Origin of the sequence: Paludibacterium sp. B53371, assembly GCF_018802765.1 — a bacterium.
Taxonomy (GTDB): domain Bacteria; phylum Pseudomonadota; class Gammaproteobacteria; order Burkholderiales; family Chromobacteriaceae; genus Paludibacterium.
Genome location: NZ_CP069163.1, coordinates 962,520 through 980,841 on the forward strand (window position 1 = coordinate 962,520; position 18,322 = coordinate 980,841).

Below are 18,322 nucleotides of genomic sequence, written 5' to 3' on the forward strand. Positions count from 1 at the left end.
CCTGACGTCGAAGCGCAAGTGTGCATGGCGAAACCTTGTTGATTTTTTAATGTGTTTATTAGATTAACATAAATTACTATATGGTCGTTGCGTGAGGCATTTGGATACCGTTGATTGTTTGACAGCGTGATTTGAAGTGAATAGATTCCGTGGGTCCCTTGTCCGGACTAAATGGCGCCGGACTCATACAGATCTATCATTCAATAAGCAAAATAACAGGGTAGCAACCATGGCCATCAGCGTTTTTGATTTGTTCAAAGTAGGGATTGGTCCCTCGAGTTCTCACACAGTCGGCCCGATGCGGGCCGCTTGTCGTTTCGCCAACTGTCTGCGTAATCGTGATCTTCTGAAGGATGTCACTGCCGTAAAGAGCGAACTGTTCGGTTCGCTGGGGGCCACCGGTCGTGGCCACGGCTCGGATGTCGCCGTCCTGCTGGGGCTGGAGGGCGAGGAGCCGGATCAGGTGGATACTGACAGTGTCGAACCCCGCGTGGCCGGGATCCGCGCCAGCGGTCAGCTCAAGCTGCTGGGGGTGCATCCGGTCGCTTTCGTGGAAAAAGAACACCTGATCCTCTACCGTCGCGAGACTTTGCCCTATCACCCGAATGGCATGCGCTTCACGGCGTATGATGCCGCTGGCGCCGTCGTCTTTACCCGAATTTACTATTCTGTTGGCGGAGGCTTTGTCGTCAACGAGGAGGCGGCCGGGGCGGATCGCATCGCACTGGACAGCACCGAGTTGCCGTATCGCTTTCACAGTGCCAAGGAAATGCTCGCCATGTGTCGCGAGCAGGGCATGAGTATCAGCCAGTTGATGATGGAGAACGAAAAGGTCTGGCGCAGTGAGGAAGAGGTCAGGCGGGGCCTGCTGAACATCTGGGAAGTCATGCAGGCCTGTGTGCGTCGAGGTGCCGAACGCGAGGGCATCATGCCCGGCGGCCTGAAGGTCAAACGCCGCGCCGCCGAGTTGTATCGCAAGCTGATCAGCCGACCGGAAGCCGGGCTGAAGGATCCGCTGACCGTGCTGGACTGGGTCTCGTTTTACGCCCTGGCCGTCAATGAAGAAAATGCCAGCGGCGGCCGGGTGGTCACCGCACCGACCAATGGCGCTGCCGGCATCATCCCGGCGGTCTTGCACTATTACACCCGCTTCTACCCGGGAGCCGACGATGACGGCGTGATCCGTTTCCTGCTGACCGCCGGCGCCATCGGCATCCTGTATAAAGAAAACGCCTCGATTTCCGGTGCCGAGGTCGGCTGCCAGGGCGAGGTCGGGGTGGCGTGTTCGATGGCGGCCGGTGCATTGGCGGAGGTGATGGGCGGCAGTATCGAACAAGTCGAAAACGCGGCCGAGATCGGGATGGAACACAATCTCGGGCTGACCTGCGATCCGATCGGCGGCCTGGTGCAAGTGCCCTGCATCGAACGTAATGCCATGGCCTCGGTCAAGGCGGTCAATGCGGCCCGCATGGCACTGTTTGGCGATGGCCACCACTTCGTCTCGCTGGACAAAGTGATCCGTACGATGCGTGAAACCGGTGCGGACATGAAGGACAAGTACAAGGAAACCTCTCGCGGCGGTCTCGCGGTGAATGTGATCGAGTGCTGAGGCAGTCGTCTTGAACGTCGGGGGTCAGGTCTTGTATTTTGCATCCGGATGCAAAATACAAGACCTGACCCCCGATTTTTATGGCAAGCGCCAGGAAGCGCTTGTGCTGGCGGGTCTAGGTCGGACAGCTCGGTACGAAGCGGGCTCGTGCCAGAGCCAGCCCGCTGGCGGCGCCGAGTACCAGCAGGCTGCCCAGCAGTGCGCTCGGGCTGAGTGATTCGCCCAGGAAGGCGATGCCGAGGCTGACGGTTACCACCGGCTCCAGGGTGGACAATACCGAGGCCATGGTCGGACCGACATGACGCAGGCCGATCAGAAAAGCCGAGTTGGCCAGGGCCGAACTGAAGCAGGCCAGGGCCAGCAGTGCGCCCCAGCCGGTCGGACTGGCCGGCAGGGTCAGATGCATGGCCAGTGCAATGGCGCTGTCGATGACGGCAGCACTGCAGATGACGACCCAGGCGGCACCCAGTGGATGAGCCCCCTGTCCGAATCGGCTGTTGCACAGGATGTACACCGCGTACAGCAAACCGGACAACAGCGGCAGCGCGATGCCCAGCGGGTTGCCGGCGTGCAGGGCGTGACCGAGCAGCATGTAGAGACCGGCGCTGCAGGCCAGCAGGGCGAGTGTTTCCGCCCGGCCAAAACGATCCAGACCCAGCAGCCCTCCCAGAACCGCCACCATCACCGGATAGACATAGACCAGCAGGGCCACCAGGCCGCTGCTGGCGTAATGCAGTGCCGAGAAGTAGGTCCAGGCCATGGAGGCAAACAACGCACCCAGCCCGGCGAAGGCCCAGCGATCCCGGCCTTGAGGTACGGGAATATGCTGCTTCTTGACCCAAAGGCCGAGAAACAGCGCGGCCAGCAGGAAGCGCAAGGCGAGCAGCGAGGTGGTGTCGACTCCATCGGCATAGGCCAGTCGGGCGAACAAGGCCATGCTGCCGTAACCACAGGCAGCCAGCACAATCCACAGCATCCCTTTGTAGCGTTGTTTTTTATCGTTTTTCATTTTCTAGCCCTAATCAATATTCATTTCGAGTCTATCGACCCGAACCATGGCTGGCAAATCGACCTTGTCACCAGATGCTGAAGGGGCAGAGATGAATGGGGAAAGGGGGCGTGCGGGGTGTGTCAGGCAGGGGCGGCCCCGAGCCGGGGGCCGCCCGCAAGCTCAGGCGGTGACGACTTGCCAGCGGCCATCACCCTCCAATTGCAGTTGCAGGGGGTGATGCTGCAGCAGGGTGCTGCGGTGTCCGACGCTGACCAGGACGGCATCCGGCAGGCGCTGGCGCAGCATGGCATACAGCGCCAGCTCCAGCGCTTCGTCCATGGCGGACGTGGCCTCGTCGAGGAAGGCCGCCTGGGGGAGACCGACCAGAATGCGGCCAAAGGCCAGGCGCTGTTGCTCGCCCAGTGACAGGATATGACTCCAGTCAGCCGGCTCGTCCAGGCGATCGGCCAGATAGCCCAGCTGGACATCCTGCAGCGCCTGCCGGGCCGCCTGATCATTGCCGTCGCTGGCATGGGGGTAGTACAGCGCCTCGCGCAGTGTTCCCAGGGGCAAATAGGGCTTCTGCGACAGGAACATCACGCGCTCGGCTGGCCGGATGATCTGGCCCTCGCAGTAGGGCCACAAGCCTGCCATGGCCCGCAGCAGCGTGGTTTTACCGACACCTGAGCAGCCACGAATCAGCAGGGGCTGTCCGGCCGGGATTTCCAGGCTGGCCGAGGTCACCAGTGCCCGTCCATCCGGACGTCGAACCGTCAGGTTTTCCAGCGCGACCCGGCGGCCTTCGGCTCGCAGGTCCGGCACCGGCAGGGCATTGGCCTGCTCGACGGCCAGATCGAAACCGGACAGACGGTTCAGTACGGCGCGGTAGGAAGCAAAGTTGTCGTAGGCATTGCGGAAGAAAGACAGATTGTCATGCAGCGTGCCGAATGCCTGGCCGGTCTGCACCATGTCGCCCAGTGTGATTTGTTTGGCGAAGAAACGCTGCGCCTGGATGATGAAAGGAAACACCACCGCCGTCTGGCTGATCACAAAGTTGAAACCCTGGAATTTCAGCGAACGGAATACGATGCGCCAGGCGTTGCCGATGACATCGGCGAAGCGACTGCGCAGCAGCGCACCCTCGATTTTTTCACCACTGTAGAAGGCCACGTTCTCGGCATACTCGCGTACCCGCACCAGGGCGTAACGGTAGTTGGCGTTCAGTTGCTCGTTGAGGAAGCTCAGCCGGATCAGCGGACGGCCAATGCGGAAGGCAAAGGCCGTGGCGATCAGAACATAGGCGAAAATGACGAACACCATGCCGCGCGGTACTTCATGGCCAAACAGCGGCAGGGCGCCGGACAGTCCCCAGAGAATCAGGGTATAGGCCACGATGGAGACCAGGGCATTGACCACCCCCATTGACAGGTCCAGCGAAGCGCTGACAAGGCTGGAGATGTCCTGCTGCAGACGCTGATCGGGGTTATCCGCCGGATGGTCCAGATACTGGGTGCGGTAGTAGGCCTGCCGGTCAAGCCAGTGGCTCAGCAGCCGTTCATTCAGCCACTCGCGCCAGTGAATGCTGAAGCTCTGGTTGATGAAGAAATCGAGCAGGCTGCGTACGACATGCAGTGTGGCCAGTACGCAGAACACCCCCATTTCGCGCCAGAATGCCGATTGGTTCAGCTGTTGCATGGCGGTGTAAAAGCTGTTGTACCAGTTGGAAAACAGCACATTGACCCGTACTGCCATCAGGGTGATCAGCAAGATCAGCGCCAGGCGCATCAGGGTTTTGGGGTAATGTCTGGGCGAGAAATAGTGGCCGGTCAGTTTCCAGAACTGTCTTCCCCATTCTGTAAAGCGGGCCAGCAGCGCAACGCTGCCGACGAACAGCACGGCGGCGATGGCATACGCCTTGAGCAGCCACCAGCCACTGGCCAGCAATTCCTGATGCCAATCCATCCCGGTCCTTTCTTGTTATGTTCGAACATGAATCATGGCTTGTGATACTAGCATAGCGAGGCGCCGGCAAGGGCAGGGCAGGTTGGCAAAGTGTGTGTATTCGTCAATTTCTGCTGGATGGCTAGTGCTTATTAATCATTCATGCCATTTGTAAGTAAATAGCTGTGTTTTTTGCCGCGCCAACAAGGACTGGTTATATGCTGGGACGTTTGATCGGGCGCAAAATTCTCGGCAGAATAGTATTTAACTTTGTGAATTGATTGGGGTAGGATCATCGCTTCGCCTATGTTCTCCCCCAAGGGTGCTCCGGCGCTTCCTTTGTCCAACCTCTAACCGGCATCGGTCAACATGATCAAGAAAATCCCCGTCGAGCGTCTGCGCCCGGGCATGTTTCTGCATAACCTGAATGCGGGCTGGATGTCGCATCCTTTCCTGCGCAATCGCTTTCTGGTGACCGATGAGGAGGTCATCGAGAAGATCATTGCGGCGGGGATTCACGAGCTCTATATCGATACTTCCCGGGGCCTGGACGATGCCGATGCGCCGACCGAGGCGGAGGTCAGCCAGCAACTGATGGAGGAAATGCAGGAGGCGGTCAGTCATGAGGCGCCATACCGTTGCACGACGGTCGCCGAGGAGCTGCCCAATGCCCGCCGCCTGCGTGCCCGTGCCACACGCATCATTCGTACCGTGATGCAGGATGCCAAGATGGGCAAGGCGATCAATATGGCCGAAGTGGATGAGCTGGTGGGGGCCATCATTGAAAGTACCTTGCGCAATGACAGCGCCTTGCTGCTGCTGTTAAGGGTCCGTGCGCAAAACGACTACACCCTGGTCCATTCCGTCGCTGTCAGCGCCTTGCTGGTGACGCTGTGTTATGCCCTGAACTGCGATCGCACGACCTTGCATCAGGCCGGGGTGGGCGGCTTGCTGCATGATGTCGGCAAGGTCAGGATTCCGGTTGAAATTCTCAACAAACCGGGGCGCTATACCGAGCATGAATATGGCGTGATGAAACGACACCCCGCTTATGGGCTGGAGATCCTGCAGTCACTTGAGGGCGTGCCGCACGAGGCGCTGGATGTGGTGTTGAATCATCATGAACGCCTGGATGGCAGTGGCTATCCGAATGCCCAGGGGCATGAAACGATCAGTCGCATGGCCCGCATGGCCGCCATCGCCGATGTCTATGACGCCATTACTTCCGACCGGTGCTATCACACCGCCATGCCCCCGACGGCCGCCTTGAAGAAAATGTGGGAATGGAGCCGGCATCATTTCGATGCGACGCTGATGCGCGCCTTCATGACCGCCGTGGGGATTTATCCGGTGGGGACGCTGGTCAAGCTGGAGAGCGGGCGCATCGCGGTGGTGGTCGAGCCCCATGACAGTGAAGTGCTCAAGCCCAAGGTGCGAGCCTTTTTCTCTACCCGCAACAATGTTCATATTCCCGCTCAGTTGATCGACCTGTCGCGGCCCTTCGGTGCCGGCGGTGGTGATCGCATCATCGGGTATGAGGATCCGCGCAAGTGGAACCTGGATCCTACCCGCTATCTTTCCGACTCCCTGTAAACACAGACCTGCCTGCTCTCCTCAGTACCAGTACACCAGATATTGCGTCGGTACCTTCAGCGGGAAAAGCCAGCCCTCGCGCTCGCTGCTGATCAGCAGCGGGTGCTTGCTGCGTCCGTGTCCCTGCAGCCAGTCCGAGGCTTTTTGCTGGCAGGCGGCATCATCGATCCGGCACAGCAGGGCGCCGGGGCGCGATTGCCAGTTGTCGACCGGCGTCACGCCAGGCGGCAGCTGATCCGGCACACCGGGGATGACGCGCACGGAGGCGTCGGCGAAGAAGGGTACGATCGCCGCTTCTGGCCAGTTGCCGCCGATCCAGCTCAGGCGGTGTTGCGGACGCGCTTCGACGATGGCCCGGGCGGCACCGGCATCGTCGCGGTAATGACATGCCTTGCCACTCAATGCCTGGCCGACATTGAACGCTGCTGCCAGCAGCATCAGCCCGACCCAGACCGACGGCAGGGCCCGCAACAGTGCGCGAGCGCGCTCCGGCTGCCAGTCCGATGCCCGGCTCAGCCAGAACAGCGGCATGATGTAGGCCAGGGGGATCGACCAGTGCAAGGCCAGCTTGACGTAGCCCGACAAGGCAAACAGGGCCGTGATCAGCATCGGGGACAGTGTCAGCCAGAACAGCACGTCATTGCGGCGATCCTTGAGGCGCAGCGAAGCGATGAGGCGTTGGCGCAGCGAACCACGGTAGGCCGCGGCCAGCATCAGGCCCCAGGCGACACCGCAATAGGTCAGCGGCGAGAGCAGGAAGCTGAACAGATGCTTCCAGTCGACATGGTGGTCGGCCTTGCGCCCTACGTAGGCCAGGGTCGAGTCACCATGGTGCAGTACCCACAGGACATGCGGCAGCAGACAGAAGGCGAAGGTCAGCAAGGCCAGCCAGGGGGCCGGCGTGCACAGCCAGCGACGACCGCTGCGGGTCGCCAGTGCCGTCGCCAGCATGCTGACCAGCAGCACCCCGGTGTAGTATTTGCCCAGCATGCCGAGCGCTGCCAGGACGCCCAGGGCGATGGCATGCCGCCAATGAGCCCCTTTGAGCGAGCGTACGAACATCAGCGTCAGCCAGGGCCAGATCGGCAGCAGGATACTGTTGGCATTGAATTTGAACGCCAGGGTCGAGAAAGGCAGCGTCAGGCTGAGCGCCATCAGGACCAGTGCCTGACGTTCGCGGGAGACAAATTCGTCGGCCAGACGCCAGACGCCCAGCATGCCGATCAGCATGCCCAGGCTGGACAACAGGTAGAACGCCCAGACACTGTGCGGCATGACGGCGAACCAGGCCTTGGCCACCCAGCCGGTCAGCGGCGGATGCTTGAAGGTGCCCAGCTCCCAGAAAGGCGTGAACACATAGGCTTCGATCATGTCGCCATAGCTGTCCAGGTTGGTGAAGGCGATCTGGCTGATCAGATACCACACCATGACACTGAGCAGGCACAGGCGGGCCGGATGCCGGATCATCGCCGCGGCGAAACGGTCGCACAGTTGCCACTGTTGCAGGCGCAGCCGTGCAAGACGACAGGCCAGGGATTGGCGCTCGTGATGCTCGGTTTCGGTCTGGCAATGCCGGCAGCGTGGCCGATCGAGCGCAGGGGTAAGGGTGGGTGGTGTCATGGCATCAAAATGGTTTATGGGAATATTTCCCACGAGCGAATGGTAAATTAATACTTCTTTACAATCAAGATGCTTGTCCCCTGCGCGTGATCGGGCGGGTCAAATCGCGCAGAAATGCAACAGGGCAAATCCTCTGGCTTGCTTGCCAGACCTGGGCCGGACACATACAATCGCCAGTCTCTTCATGCGTTGGTGACTTGCACACCGACCGCACCCAGGCCCGGGTGGTGAAATGGTAGACACAGCGGACTTAAAATCCGCCGGGGGGTGACCCCTGTACCGGTTCGAGTCCGGTTCCGGGCACCAGGACGCCTTCCGCAGGCGTCCAGGCAAAATAAAAACCCGCACAGCGCCAGGCTATGCGGGTTTTATATTTCCAGCATTGTCCATGCCCATCCATAGGGCTCCGGGGAGGGAATTGGGGGTCGATATGTGAGCGACGCCTCCCCCCGACTACTCGCGCCCAAAGCTAAGGCATGAGCGCCTGCCTGCGTTGCAATGCGCAGACTCATCTCCAGAAAAAACCGAGCAAGATTCCTGCTTTTCAATACCACGACTACATCACGTACCAGCCGCGCGATAACAGACGCGACTAAATCCTATAACCAATCTTCTGCCTTGTATTGGGGATGGCCTCGCAGACAAAAGGTTTGGATGAGGCTCCCGACCTGTGTAGATCGTTCTGGGGTCTTGGACAGGACCAAGTCGTGACGAAAGGGTTACATACAATAACGAATTTAAATGGAAGCATGTAATTGCTTTTTGAAAAGCACGATCAATCAAATGGTAAACATCAAGGAGTAAAAAATTATGCCTCAAAAAAGAACTGATAACTTCACCGGTAATCTCATGGGTGATTTCTGGGTTTATGCGGCCTCCAAGCGTGTGACGGCAAATGGGAGAAAAATGCTTTAGAGGCCATCAAGGATTCAATGGAGCCTGGTGAGTTAATTATTGTGGTGACTGGTACACATGGCAGCCAACAGGGTGGGACTGGTGCTGCCAATCCTGATTTGATTGAAAATGATTTTTATCAAGAAGATAAAAAAACGATTCGAGAACTTGGGATTGTGCGGTGTACCACCCTGCTGGATGCCGCGGATGTTGACGAAAGTACTATTGATTATTTGCGAAGTAATGGTATTTATAATGGGACAAAATACCAGTATGTTGTGCTTGCATACTGTCACGGCAAGCGTGGTATTTTCCGTGAATAACGCGTTTGAGATTTAGTGGTATGGCAGGCCCGGGAGTTGGTTTTTCCTCCCGGGTTTTTTCTTTTTGTTACAGCATGGGGGCGTGTGACCGATTCAGCGACAAAAATACCGCAACACACCTTCCCGACAGAGGGGCAGATCATCCTCTGTCGGGAAGGCGATTTCCATACGGCGGTCCTGGCCGCACGATTCCAGACGCTGCATTACGGCATCAGTACCAGCTTTTCGGGGGTAGAGTGTGAATTGAACGGGATGGCTGGCGGTGTACCGTTAATGGTCAGACGTGCGTACTCTATCGCCGCGAGCGTGATACCGGCCGGTCCGGACAGATTGTCGCTGATAATGATTTCATGTTTGAACACGTTGCCGGTAAGTACGATATACATGCTATTGAGCCAGGCCAGCGCATCGGTATCGTTCGTGGCGTTGTTGTAGTGATTGAGTCGAGTCAGCAGATCAAAATGACGATTCAACTTAATGAAGTCCGGATCATGGATGACATGTGAAATATCGATGAAAGGTCTCATGGTTTTCTCCAGGTGATGGTATTGCCTGAGAAGCATAAGACGATCCGTACCACGTTCTGATGAGACAAACGTTATGGTCGAAGTGACAGGCCGTTTGGCAGGGATGAAAGATCAACCGGCCGCGGTTGGCTCAACCACCGCCTGACAGGATGTCAGACTCATCCAGTCACTCAAAATCTCGCGGGCACGATGACGCCATGTGTGGCGCAGGCGTACCTCCTCTGCCGCACGCAAACCGATGTCGCGCAATTGTGATCGACGCTCACGCCAGTAACGCAGGGTTTCCGCACCCTGCTCGATGGAGAGCGGCAGGTAGTGCTCCCCGGGAGAAAAATGCCGCTTGATATCGAACTCGGTATCGTCGAAACATCCCGTGTGGACGAACATGGCGCTGCCGCACCCCATGCCCTCCAGGACGCGCGCATGCATGCCAAAACTACCGTTATGCAGGTTAAATTGTGTTTGCCGGTAGACTTGGGCCAGGTCTTGGGCAGCGTGCAGGTTTTGCCGGTAAAAGGGTGAGAAAGTCGGCCAGTACTGCCATTCCTTTGAACCATAGATCGACAAGGTCATGCCCGCTTTCAAGGCGAGATGACCAAGCGCCATCCGGTCAGTGATGCGAGGGATTTCAGTGTCGAGCAACTGCAGGGTTGCCGATTGCCCCAGGGCTGCGAGCAGGACGTCAACCCCGATATGGGTGCCCAGGCATTCGTTGATGCGGGCGGTAATGAGGGCATGAACTTGCGGGAAGGTGTGGCGGCAGATAGAGACTTTGGCCTCATGCAGCAGGTACTCGGCGACTTGGTCAACACGCAAGGTCAGGCCGTTGCTCTGGCATAATGCCGTGCGAACGAAAGCGCTCTCCATCGCGTGCAGCGGTGGCGGAATGTAGCCACAGATTGCAGCGGTATCCGCAACGGTTTCATCCCGATCTCCCGGCCGGTGGATCAGGGGGTCAATGCCGGTGTGCAAGCGTCCCCAAACCCCTTGCTGCAAGTGATGGCTGAAACCGAAGTAGTCAGGCTGGATCAGGGTGTAGGTGAGGTCGCTGCCGCCAAACAAGGGATCACAGTAGTGCAGCTGTTTGCTTTCCGTCGGGCGGCGTTCGCGCCAGGCATCCTGAATCCAGGCGATATGCGGGATGTCCACAGGGATCGCCTTGAGGCTCTGGTTCCTGGTCCGGTTGATCTCAAAAATGAAGTCTGGTTTGCATGATTCCAGGGATTGCCTGACGGTCGCATCGTCCTGGTCAGCGTCGACCATGATGGCTTCGATGCCCTCCTGTTGAAAGGCGGCCGCCAGTGATCGATACATGCTCAAGGTGTGCGGGAGCGAGCTGGAGCCAGAAAGAAAGACGACTTTGCTGAGGGCCATCGATTCATCCGTATTGGTTGCGATGCAATAGCTTATGACGATGGCCTTAACGTTATGTGTACGACGATGAAAGGTCAATCATCCTTTTTTCCTGCGCAGCGCGGTGCGGCTTTCCTGACCCTCCCCAGCGCCGGGCTCGCTAAGTTTCGGCTAATTTTCCCGCGTCAGACTACGCGGGTTTCCTGGCTGCCGTGCAGCGTGCCGACTGGCCGGGGTGGTTTTCATCCAGTCTTGTGGTGAGGGTAGGGATGCCAAGCGATCCGTTTCTGATGGCGATTGTCACGGTGCTGATTCAGCAGTTGTCCTGGGGGGTACATGCGATTCTGATCATCGGCTGGGTCTACTGCAGCGAGTTCACCCGCCGAGTCTGCATCCTGCTGGCGGCTACGTCGATCCTGCTGGTGTCGGTCAATCACCTGATCGGCGTTCTGAGCCCGCCTGGCACCTTGTTGCTCAACACCCGTGTGCCCCATTTGCAGCACAGTAGCCCACCTCTGCCGTTGATCAATCAGATCGCCATCATCTCGGCGTTTGCGCTGATTTTCTGGCGCTGCCGCGGATTCCGTGGCTTTGCCATTGCCCACCTGCTGTTGCTGGCGCTGATTGCCGGTTTGCGCATTGGACTGGGCATGAACGACTGGCCGGTGGTGCTGGCCTCCATGATTTATGGCGCGCTGATGGCGGGATTGCTGGGAGAAGTGGCGGGCTGGTTTGTGCCGGCTGTCGCGCACATTTCGGCGCGCTGGCATGAGAAATTTTTTGCCTGGTGGCAGAAAAGGGCGCTAACTAAATGAAGACCGATACGCAAGCTGTCTTTGTCCTGTCGGCTGGAGCAACAACAAGTCGGAGAAGGTTGTCATGCGTGTGTTGTTGATTGAAGACGATCCGATGATCGGCGAGGAAGTGCAGGCCGCCTTGCGCGAAGCCGCCTATGCGGTTGACTGGGTGCGCGATGGGGTGACGGCCTCGAATTATATCGGCAGCGATTTATATGATGTGGCCCTGCTGGACCTGGGGCTGCCAGGGTGCGATGGCATGACGGTGTTGCGCCAGTTGCGTAGCCGGGCCAATCCCTTGCCGGTGCTGATCCTCAGCGCCCGTGACCAGTTGCAGGACCGGCTGCATGGTCTGGATGAGGGCGCCGACGATTATCTGGTCAAGCCCTTTGCCATGGCGGAACTGTTGGCGCGCATGAGGGTGGTGATCCGGCGCCGTGGCGGGCAGGGGGATAGCGTGCTGAGCAATGGTCTGCTGTCGCTGAATGTACTCAGCAAAGAAGCTCAGGTCGCGCAGGGGGAGCCGGTGAGGCTGACTCAGCGCGAGTTTTCCCTGCTTCACACTTTGTTGCAGCGGCCGGGGGCGATCTTTTCCCGCGCAGAGCTGGAAGACAAGATTTACGGCTGGGGGGAGGAGGTCGAGAGCAATGCCGTGGCGTTTCTGATCCATGCCTTGCGCAAGAAACTCGGCCATGAGGCGATCAAGAATGTCAGGGGGTTGGGATGGATGGTCTCAAAGCGCGACTAGCCGCGTCGGTGCAGTTTCGCCTGTCGCTGGGGCTAGCCATGTCGATCTTGCTGGTGGCCATGGTGGCCACGGTCTCCTCATTCCGTTCGGCGTATGACGAAGCCTACGAGCTGCAGGATGAAACCCTGCGCCAGATTGCCTCCCTGCTCGGTAAATCCAACCTGCGCCTGATTACCGAACCACTGACTGGCGAGGTGAATGAAGATGACCCCTCTTCGCAGGTCATCGTGCAGTCGCTCAACCGGCATCCCTCGGCGGCTGTGCGCCCTGGACAGCCGCATTTGATCCTGCCCGGCACGCTGCGGGACGGGATCTACACACTGGATAGTGCCGGCACACCCTATCGGGTGCTGATTCGCTCCCTGGGCAACGGGGAGCGGGTGGCCGTGGCGCAGGCGACCTGGCTGCGAGATGAAAATGCCCGGGAGAGTGCCGAAAGTACCATCATGCCGTTTCTGGTGCTGATCCCGCTGATGCTGCTGATCACGGCCATCCTGATCAGACGTACCTTCGTGCCGATCACCAGGGCCGCCGATGAGCTGGACCGTCGTGATGATGTGCTCTCTCCACTGGACGAGCAGCATATCCCTGCGGAGATCAAACCCTTTGTGCGCTCAATCAACCGGCTGCTGGCGCGCATTGCCGCCCTGCTCGGGCAGCAGCGGCGTTTTATTGCCGATGCGGCGCATGAATTGCGCTCGCCACTGACGGCGCTGACGCTGCAGGTCGAGCGCCTGGCCGGCACCGAGCTGTCTGAAGCCGCTCGCGAGCGTCTGGATCAGGTCAAGATCGGCATTGAGCGCGAGCGGCTGTTGCTGGAAAAGCTGCTGGATCTCGCCCGGGCGCAAACCGATGCTGAGCCACTCGCGGAACCAGTGAGTCTCCATCAGCTGTTCCGAACCGTGCTGGCCGATCTGCTGCCACTGGCTGAGAGTCGGCAACAGGATATCGGACTGCAGCCGGGCGAAGATATCGTGCTGACCACCTCGGCATTTGATCTGGCGCTGTTGGTGCGCAATCTGATTGAGAATGCCATCCGCTATACCCCGGAGGGGGGGCGGATCGATCTGGTGGTGTCGCAACAGGCGCAATCAGTCGTGATTCAGATCCGGGATAACGGGCCGGGTATTGCCCCCGACGATCGTGAGCGGGTGTTCGATGCGTTCTATCGGATTCCCGGCAGCAGCGAGATCGGGTCCGGCCTTGGCCTGTCCATTGTGCAGTCGCTGGCCCGGCGGCTGGGGGCGACGATCCGGCTCGCCTGGACTGATGAAGTGGCCCGACGAGGGTTGGCTGTCTGGATTGTTTTTGACCAGTGATAGGAGGAGCGGGATGCACGATATTACCCGACGCGATTTTCTGAATGGTTTGGCCTGGGCTGGCATCAGCGGTGCGCTGGCCCCCCTGGGCGCCTTTGCCGCCACCGGCCCGGCGGCAGCCGGTTATCCGCCTGCGCTCACCGGCATGCGCGGTGCGCATCAGGGTGCCTTCGAATCCGCCCATGCGCTGGCCTGGGGGGGTAAGCCCGACTTCGGGCCGGTCAGCGGCCCGGTGGAACAATATGATCTGATCATCATTGGTGCCGGCATCAGCGGTCTCAGTGCGGCGCTGTACTACCGTGATCTGGTCAAGGCCGATGCCCGCATCCTGATTCTGGATAACCATGATGATTTTGGTGGACATGCCAAGCGCAACGAGTTCGGCATCGATGGCCGAACCTTGCTGAGCTACGGCGGTACTCAGTCTTTTGATGATCCGGCCAGTTACAGCAAGCAGGCCGCAGCGCTCTTGCGTCGCGTCGGGATCAACCTGACCCGTCTGGAAGACGCTTATGACCTGGGCTTTTTTCCGCGCTACAAACTTAGCAGCGGCATTTACTATGACCCCGCCGATTTTGGTCGTGCCACGTTGCTGCGCAGTGGCCTGCCGACCAGCAGTCCGGTGGCTGCGGATATTCGTGGCTGGGTACCGGGCCTGCAACTGCCGCCGTCTTTTGCCAGTACCCTGTCGCAGGCACCGCTGAGCAGCGCACAGCGCAGCAAGTTGCAACAGGTGCTGTCGCCGGGCAAGGCCGCCATGCAGTACTTCCAGGGTGATCAAGGGGAGCAGCGCCTCTATGGCCAAAGCTATCTGTCTTTCCTGCGTAGGGTGTATGGCATCGAGGACAAGGCGCTGCTCAAGCTGTTATCGATGACGCTGGCGGAAGAGGCGGCGCTTGGTGGCAACGGCGTGTCGCTGGCGCTGGCGCAGGAGGGGGGCTTGCTGGGTTTGCCGGATGGCAACTGGCTGGCCAGGCAACTGGATGATGACAGCCTGGCGCCGGATGATGAGCGTGAGGACGACGAAGGCTATGTCTATCATTTCCCGGATGGCAATGCCTCGCTGGCCCGTCTATTGGTGCAAAAGCTGGTGCCGCGCGTGGCGCGCTTCGACAGTGCCGAGCAATGCCTGAGCACGCGCTTTGATTACAACCAGCTTGACCGTCCTGATCAGCCCGTGCGTATCCGTCTGAGCAGTATGGCCGTACAAGCGGACAACCAGTCCGGCGGCACGTATGTGCGTTACCTGCAAAACGGCAGGCTGCATGAGGCGCGGGCTCGGCACACCGTCATGGCCGGCTGGCACATGATGGCCGCCCACATCATTCCCAGCCTGAGTCCGAACCAGAAAGCCGCGATGCGTGCCAACATCAAGATGCCGCTGGTGTATGCCCAGGTGGCGCTGCGCAACTGGCAGCCGATTGCCCGCAGCGGCGTGGCGGCGGCCTATTGCCCCGGCTCGTATTTTCAGTATGTGCAAATGGACTTTCCGGTCAGCATGGGGGCGTACCAGCCGCGTCGCGCACCGGATCAGCCGCATGTACTGCTGATGGCCCGCATGCCCTGTCCACCGTTTGGCGAGGGCAGTGTGGCCGATTTGTTGCGGCAAGGCCGTGCCGATTTGCTGGCGACCGACTTTGCCCAGTTTGAACAGCAGATTCGTCAGCAACTGACTGGCATGTACGGGCCGCATGGTTTTGATGCCAACAAGCAGATTGCCGCGATCACGGTCAATCGCTGGCCGCACGGCTATGTCTATGAAGATGCGCTCTACCAGGGCAAGCCTGCCCATCTGCTGGCCAGCAAGCGCCATGGCAACATCGTGATGGCCAATGCCGATGCGGCCGGCCGGGCCTACACCGATGCGGCCATCGATATGGCCTGGCGCGCGGTGCAGGCGTTGAAGGCCGGCACTTGAGCGTGGGAGCGCTCCGGCACCGGCCCGGCGTTCAATGCCCGGTGGCTCCCTCGACGATGCGTCGTGCTCGCGGCGCCAGCCAGATCGAACTGGCGGCAAAGATCAGGATCCCCGCCATGGCCAGGAACACCTGATTGGTGGCCAGCATGACGGCCTGACCGTTGAGTATCTGGTCCATGCTGCCGCGAATGCTGTCCAGCGACAGGCCGGCTGACTGCATGCTGCGCAGGGCTTCCCCCGAGTTGTCCAGCTGCGCCACCAGGTCAGCATGGTTGTACTTGATGCGGTCTTCCCACACGGTACTGACCATGGAGGTGGCAAAGGCGCCGGCCAGGGTACGCAGGAAGTTCATCAGGCCGGCGGCAGAGGCTGTTTCGGCCTCGTCTACAGCCGCCAGCGCCAGTCCGGTCAGCGGCACGAAGAACAGCGGCATGCCGAGCCCCATCAGCAACAAGGGGGTGGCAATCTGCCAATAGGTCATGTCTGTGGTGCCCATCGAGCGCCATGCCGTCACCAGTCCCATCCAGCAGACGCCGATGAAGACCAGCCGTCTGCCGTCCACCCGCATCGACAGCGCGGCGACACCCGGCGCGATCAGGACGGCCAGTACGCCGCTCCAGGCGGTGGTCATGCCGGCCCAGGTGGCGGTGTAGCCCATGAAGTTTTGCAGCCACAGCGGGGTCAGTACATTGATGCCGAAAAAGGCGCCGAAGGCCAGGACCAGCGTGACCAGACTCATCGAGTAGCCCCGGTGGCGAAATACCCTGAGATCCACGACCGGATGTTCTGCCGTCAGCTCCCAGATCAGGAAGGCAAGAAAGCCGACGACGGCGACGATGGCCAGCAGGCAGATCTCTACCGAGGAGAACCAGTCCAGGTCTTTGCCTTCATCCAGCATGATCTGCAGCGACCCGACCCAGAGAATCAGCAGGCACAGACCGGTCAGATCGATCGGCGCGCGCGCCAGCGACTGTTCATAGCGCTTGAGCAGGCGCCAGGCCCCCAGGGCGCAGATCAGGGCGACCGGGACATTGATCATGAAGATCCATGGCCAGGAAGCGCTGTCGCACAGCACCCCGCCCAGAATCGGGCCCAGAATCGGTGCCACCAGCGTGGTCATGGCCCAGATGCCGGTGGCGGCCGCGGCCTTGTCCTTGGGGAAAATCCGCAGCAGCAGGGTCTGCGACAGGGGCATCAGCGGCCCACCGGACAAACCTTGCAGCACCCGTGCGGCTACCAGTATCCCGAGCGAATTGGACAGGCCGCACAGCGCTGAACACAGGCCGAACAGGGCCATCGAGGTGGCAAACACCCTGACGGCGCCAAAGCGGGCCGCCAGCCAGCCGGTCAGTGGCACGGTAATGGCTTCGGCAACGGCATACGAAGTAATCACCCAGGTGCCCTGGCTCGAGGTCACCCCCAGGGCGCCGGCGATGTTGGAGACCGAGACGTTGGCAATCGTCGTATCCAGCACGGCGATGAAATTGGCGGCTGCCAGCGCCAGGGCGGCCAGCAGCAACCAGACACCATGCAGGGGTTCTTCCCCGGAGGGCAATTCAGTCGTTGTCGACATACCGGCTCCTTACTTGCCGTCGCGGGTGTCGATTCGCACCTGCATCGACAGCCCGACCTGCAGGGGGTGACGTGCCAGTTCAGCCGGGTCCAGCTGGATGCGGATCGGCAGACGCTGAACCACCTTGATCCAGTTGCCTGTGGCGTTTTGTGCCGGAATCATGGCGAAGGCCGAACCGGTACCCCCGGCAAACCCGGCCACCACCCCGTGATAGCGTACGCTGCTGCCATAGAGGTCCGCCGTCACCTCGGCCTTTTGTCCGGGGCGCACATCGGTCAGCTGGACTTCCTTGAAGTTGGCATCCACATGCATCTGTGCCAGCGGCACCACCGACAGCAGCACCGAACCGGCCTGGACACGCTGGCCGATCTGAACCTGGCGTCGTGCCACCACCCCGTCGACCGGCGCACGCACGATGGTGCGCTCAAGATCCACCCGCGCCTGATCGCGCTTGGCGCGCGCCAGGGCTACCTCGGGGTTGGCCTCGACACTGCTGTTATCAATCAGCACATGGTTGGCATCACGCTGGCCGACCGCGGCCGCGCGGTTGGCATGGGCCTGCAGCGTCGCCGCACGCGCTGCGCTCAGATTGGCCTGCGCCGAGGCAAAGGCATTTTGGGCCTGAGTCAGCTCCTCACCCGAGACCGAGCCGGTGCCGGCCAGTGCCTGGCGCCGCTTGAGGTCGATACTGGCACGCTCAAAATCGGCCTGTGCAGCCTGCAGTTGCGCTGTGGCGCGCGTCTGGGCGGCCAGTTGCGCGTCAATCTGTGCCTCCAGCCCGGCATCCGTGGCGACCATGCCGCGCACCTTGCGCACGGCGCGGCCGTACTCGGCCTCTGCCTGCTGCAAGGCCAGGGTGGCATCGGTATTGTCGATCACGACCAGGACATCGCCGCGGCGCACCTTCTGGGTGTCGACAACATTGACGCGCGCCACGGTGCCGCCGACGGCCGGCGTGACCAGCGCCACTTCCGCTGCCGTATAGGCGTTGTCGGTGGAAACAAAGTTCGAGGCATACAGCAACCAGTAAGCGCCAAAGCCAGCGGCAGCGGCGACGCAGGCGCCGGCCAGCAGGATAAACAGACGGCGGCGCTGATTCGGATTTGCGAGATTCAT

General features: G+C 60.2%; 14 protein-coding genes and 1 tRNA gene. 8 read left to right on the plus strand and 7 right to left on the minus strand.

The features are described from left to right. Positions 1-229 precede the first annotated feature (229 nt). Positions 230-1,609: an L-serine ammonia-lyase gene (locus JNO51_RS04615; protein ID WP_215781849.1), complete on the plus strand. Its 1,380-nt coding sequence runs from the start codon at positions 230-232 to the stop codon at positions 1,607-1,609. A 115-nt stretch (positions 1,610-1,724) separates the two neighbouring features. Here JNO51_RS04615 and JNO51_RS04620 read toward each other — a convergent pair whose 3' ends face one another. Next, complete coding sequence (locus tag JNO51_RS04620; protein WP_215781850.1) at positions 1,725-2,618, minus strand: DMT family transporter; 894 nt, start codon at positions 2,616-2,618, stop codon at positions 1,725-1,727. Positions 2,619-2,780: 162 nt separating this feature from the next. Then, a complete protein-coding gene (locus JNO51_RS04625; RefSeq protein WP_215781851.1) occupies positions 2,781-4,562 on the minus strand; it encodes an ABC transporter ATP-binding protein/permease in 1,782 nt (593 codons plus the stop codon). Between the two features lie 348 nt (positions 4,563-4,910). On the opposite strand from JNO51_RS04625, the gene JNO51_RS04630 reads away from it, so the two are divergent. Then, complete coding sequence (locus JNO51_RS04630; RefSeq protein ID WP_215781852.1) at positions 4,911-6,134, plus strand: HD-GYP domain-containing protein; 1,224 nt, start codon at positions 4,911-4,913, stop codon at positions 6,132-6,134. Between the two features lie 21 nt (positions 6,135-6,155). On the opposite strand, the gene JNO51_RS04635 is transcribed toward JNO51_RS04630, so the two are convergent. Continuing rightward, on the minus strand, positions 6,156-7,754 hold the full coding sequence (locus JNO51_RS04635; RefSeq protein ID WP_215781853.1) for a glycosyltransferase family 39 protein: 1,599 nt from the start codon (positions 7,752-7,754) through the stop codon (positions 6,156-6,158). Positions 7,755-7,972: 218 nt separating this feature from the next. On the opposite strand from JNO51_RS04635, the gene JNO51_RS04640 reads away from it, so the two are divergent. Both JNO51_RS04640 and JNO51_RS04645 read left to right on the plus strand, forming a co-directional pair. Beyond that, positions 7,973-8,060, plus strand: a tRNA-Leu gene (locus tag JNO51_RS04640). A gap of 626 nt (positions 8,061-8,686) precedes the next feature. Then, entirely contained in the window at positions 8,687-8,971 is a 285-nt protein-coding gene (locus JNO51_RS04645) for a hypothetical protein (RefSeq protein ID WP_215781854.1), read from the plus strand. 203 nt (positions 8,972-9,174) lie between these two features. On the opposite strand, the gene JNO51_RS04650 is transcribed toward JNO51_RS04645, so the two are convergent. Further along, entirely contained in the window at positions 9,175-9,498 is a 324-nt protein-coding gene (locus JNO51_RS04650; RefSeq protein ID WP_215781855.1) for a hypothetical protein, read from the minus strand. A 111-nt stretch (positions 9,499-9,609) separates the two neighbouring features. Then, positions 9,610-10,950: a glycosyltransferase gene (locus tag JNO51_RS04655; protein ID WP_215781856.1), complete on the minus strand. Its 1,341-nt coding sequence runs from the start codon at positions 10,948-10,950 to the stop codon at positions 9,610-9,612. 170 nt (positions 10,951-11,120) lie between these two features. Between JNO51_RS04655 and JNO51_RS04660 the strand changes: the two genes are divergently transcribed. The 4 genes from JNO51_RS04660 (at position 11,121) to JNO51_RS04675 (ending at position 15,633) form a co-directional block, all read left to right on the plus strand. After that, positions 11,121-11,666 carry a hypothetical protein gene (locus JNO51_RS04660; RefSeq protein ID WP_215781857.1) on the plus strand — a complete coding sequence of 182 codons (546 nt, stop codon included), beginning with the start codon at positions 11,121-11,123 and terminating at the stop codon, positions 11,664-11,666. 64 nt (positions 11,667-11,730) lie between these two features. Next, complete coding sequence (locus JNO51_RS04665) at positions 11,731-12,396, plus strand: response regulator transcription factor (RefSeq protein ID WP_215781858.1); 666 nt, start codon at positions 11,731-11,733, stop codon at positions 12,394-12,396. Beyond that, positions 12,372-13,715 (plus strand): ATP-binding protein, encoded by a 1,344-nt coding sequence (locus tag JNO51_RS04670; protein WP_215781859.1) that lies wholly within the window; start codon positions 12,372-12,374, stop codon positions 13,713-13,715. The genes JNO51_RS04665 and JNO51_RS04670 overlap by 25 nt, the downstream gene beginning before the upstream one ends. 13 nt (positions 13,716-13,728) lie before the next feature. Further along, positions 13,729-15,633 carry an NAD(P)-binding protein gene (locus tag JNO51_RS04675; protein ID WP_215781860.1) on the plus strand — a complete coding sequence of 635 codons (1,905 nt, stop codon included), beginning with the start codon at positions 13,729-13,731 and terminating at the stop codon, positions 15,631-15,633. 31 nt (positions 15,634-15,664) lie between these two features. Here JNO51_RS04675 and JNO51_RS04680 read toward each other — a convergent pair whose 3' ends face one another. After that, a complete protein-coding gene (locus JNO51_RS04680) occupies positions 15,665-17,206 on the minus strand; it encodes a DHA2 family efflux MFS transporter permease subunit (RefSeq protein WP_215781861.1) in 1,542 nt (513 codons plus the stop codon). A gap of 9 nt (positions 17,207-17,215) precedes the next feature. Further along, on the minus strand, positions 17,216-18,322 hold the full coding sequence (locus JNO51_RS04685) for an HlyD family secretion protein (RefSeq protein WP_215781862.1): 1,107 nt from the start codon (positions 18,320-18,322) through the stop codon (positions 17,216-17,218).

Excerpts from the sequence above, each read along its gene's own strand:
- JNO51_RS04615 (WP_215781849.1), top strand. The coding sequence starts at position 230 with ATGGCCATCAGCGTTTTTGATTTGTTCAAAGTAGGGATTGGTCCCTCG.
- JNO51_RS04620 (WP_215781850.1), bottom strand. The coding sequence starts at position 2,618 with ATGAAAAACGATAAAAAACAACGCTACAAAGGGATGCTGTGGATTGTG.
- JNO51_RS04625 (WP_215781851.1), bottom strand. The coding sequence starts at position 4,562 with ATGGATTGGCATCAGGAATTGCTGGCCAGTGGCTGGTGGCTGCTCAAG.
- JNO51_RS04630 (WP_215781852.1), top strand. The coding sequence starts at position 4,911 with ATGATCAAGAAAATCCCCGTCGAGCGTCTGCGCCCGGGCATGTTTCTG.
- JNO51_RS04635 (WP_215781853.1), bottom strand. The coding sequence starts at position 7,754 with ATGACACCACCCACCCTTACCCCTGCGCTCGATCGGCCACGCTGCCGG.
- JNO51_RS04645 (WP_215781854.1), top strand. The coding sequence starts at position 8,687 with ATGGAGCCTGGTGAGTTAATTATTGTGGTGACTGGTACACATGGCAGC.
- JNO51_RS04650 (WP_215781855.1), bottom strand. The coding sequence starts at position 9,498 with ATGAGACCTTTCATCGATATTTCACATGTCATCCATGATCCGGACTTC.
- JNO51_RS04660 (WP_215781857.1), top strand. The coding sequence starts at position 11,121 with ATGCCAAGCGATCCGTTTCTGATGGCGATTGTCACGGTGCTGATTCAG.
- JNO51_RS04665 (WP_215781858.1), top strand. The coding sequence starts at position 11,731 with ATGCGTGTGTTGTTGATTGAAGACGATCCGATGATCGGCGAGGAAGTG.
- JNO51_RS04670 (WP_215781859.1), top strand. The coding sequence starts at position 12,372 with ATGGATGGTCTCAAAGCGCGACTAGCCGCGTCGGTGCAGTTTCGCCTG.
- JNO51_RS04675 (WP_215781860.1), top strand. The coding sequence starts at position 13,729 with ATGCACGATATTACCCGACGCGATTTTCTGAATGGTTTGGCCTGGGCT.
- JNO51_RS04680 (WP_215781861.1), bottom strand. The coding sequence starts at position 17,206 with ATGTCGACAACGACTGAATTGCCCTCCGGGGAAGAACCCCTGCATGGT.
- JNO51_RS04685 (WP_215781862.1), bottom strand. The coding sequence starts at position 18,322 with ATGAATCTCGCAAATCCGAATCAGCGCCGCCGTCTGTTTATCCTGCTG.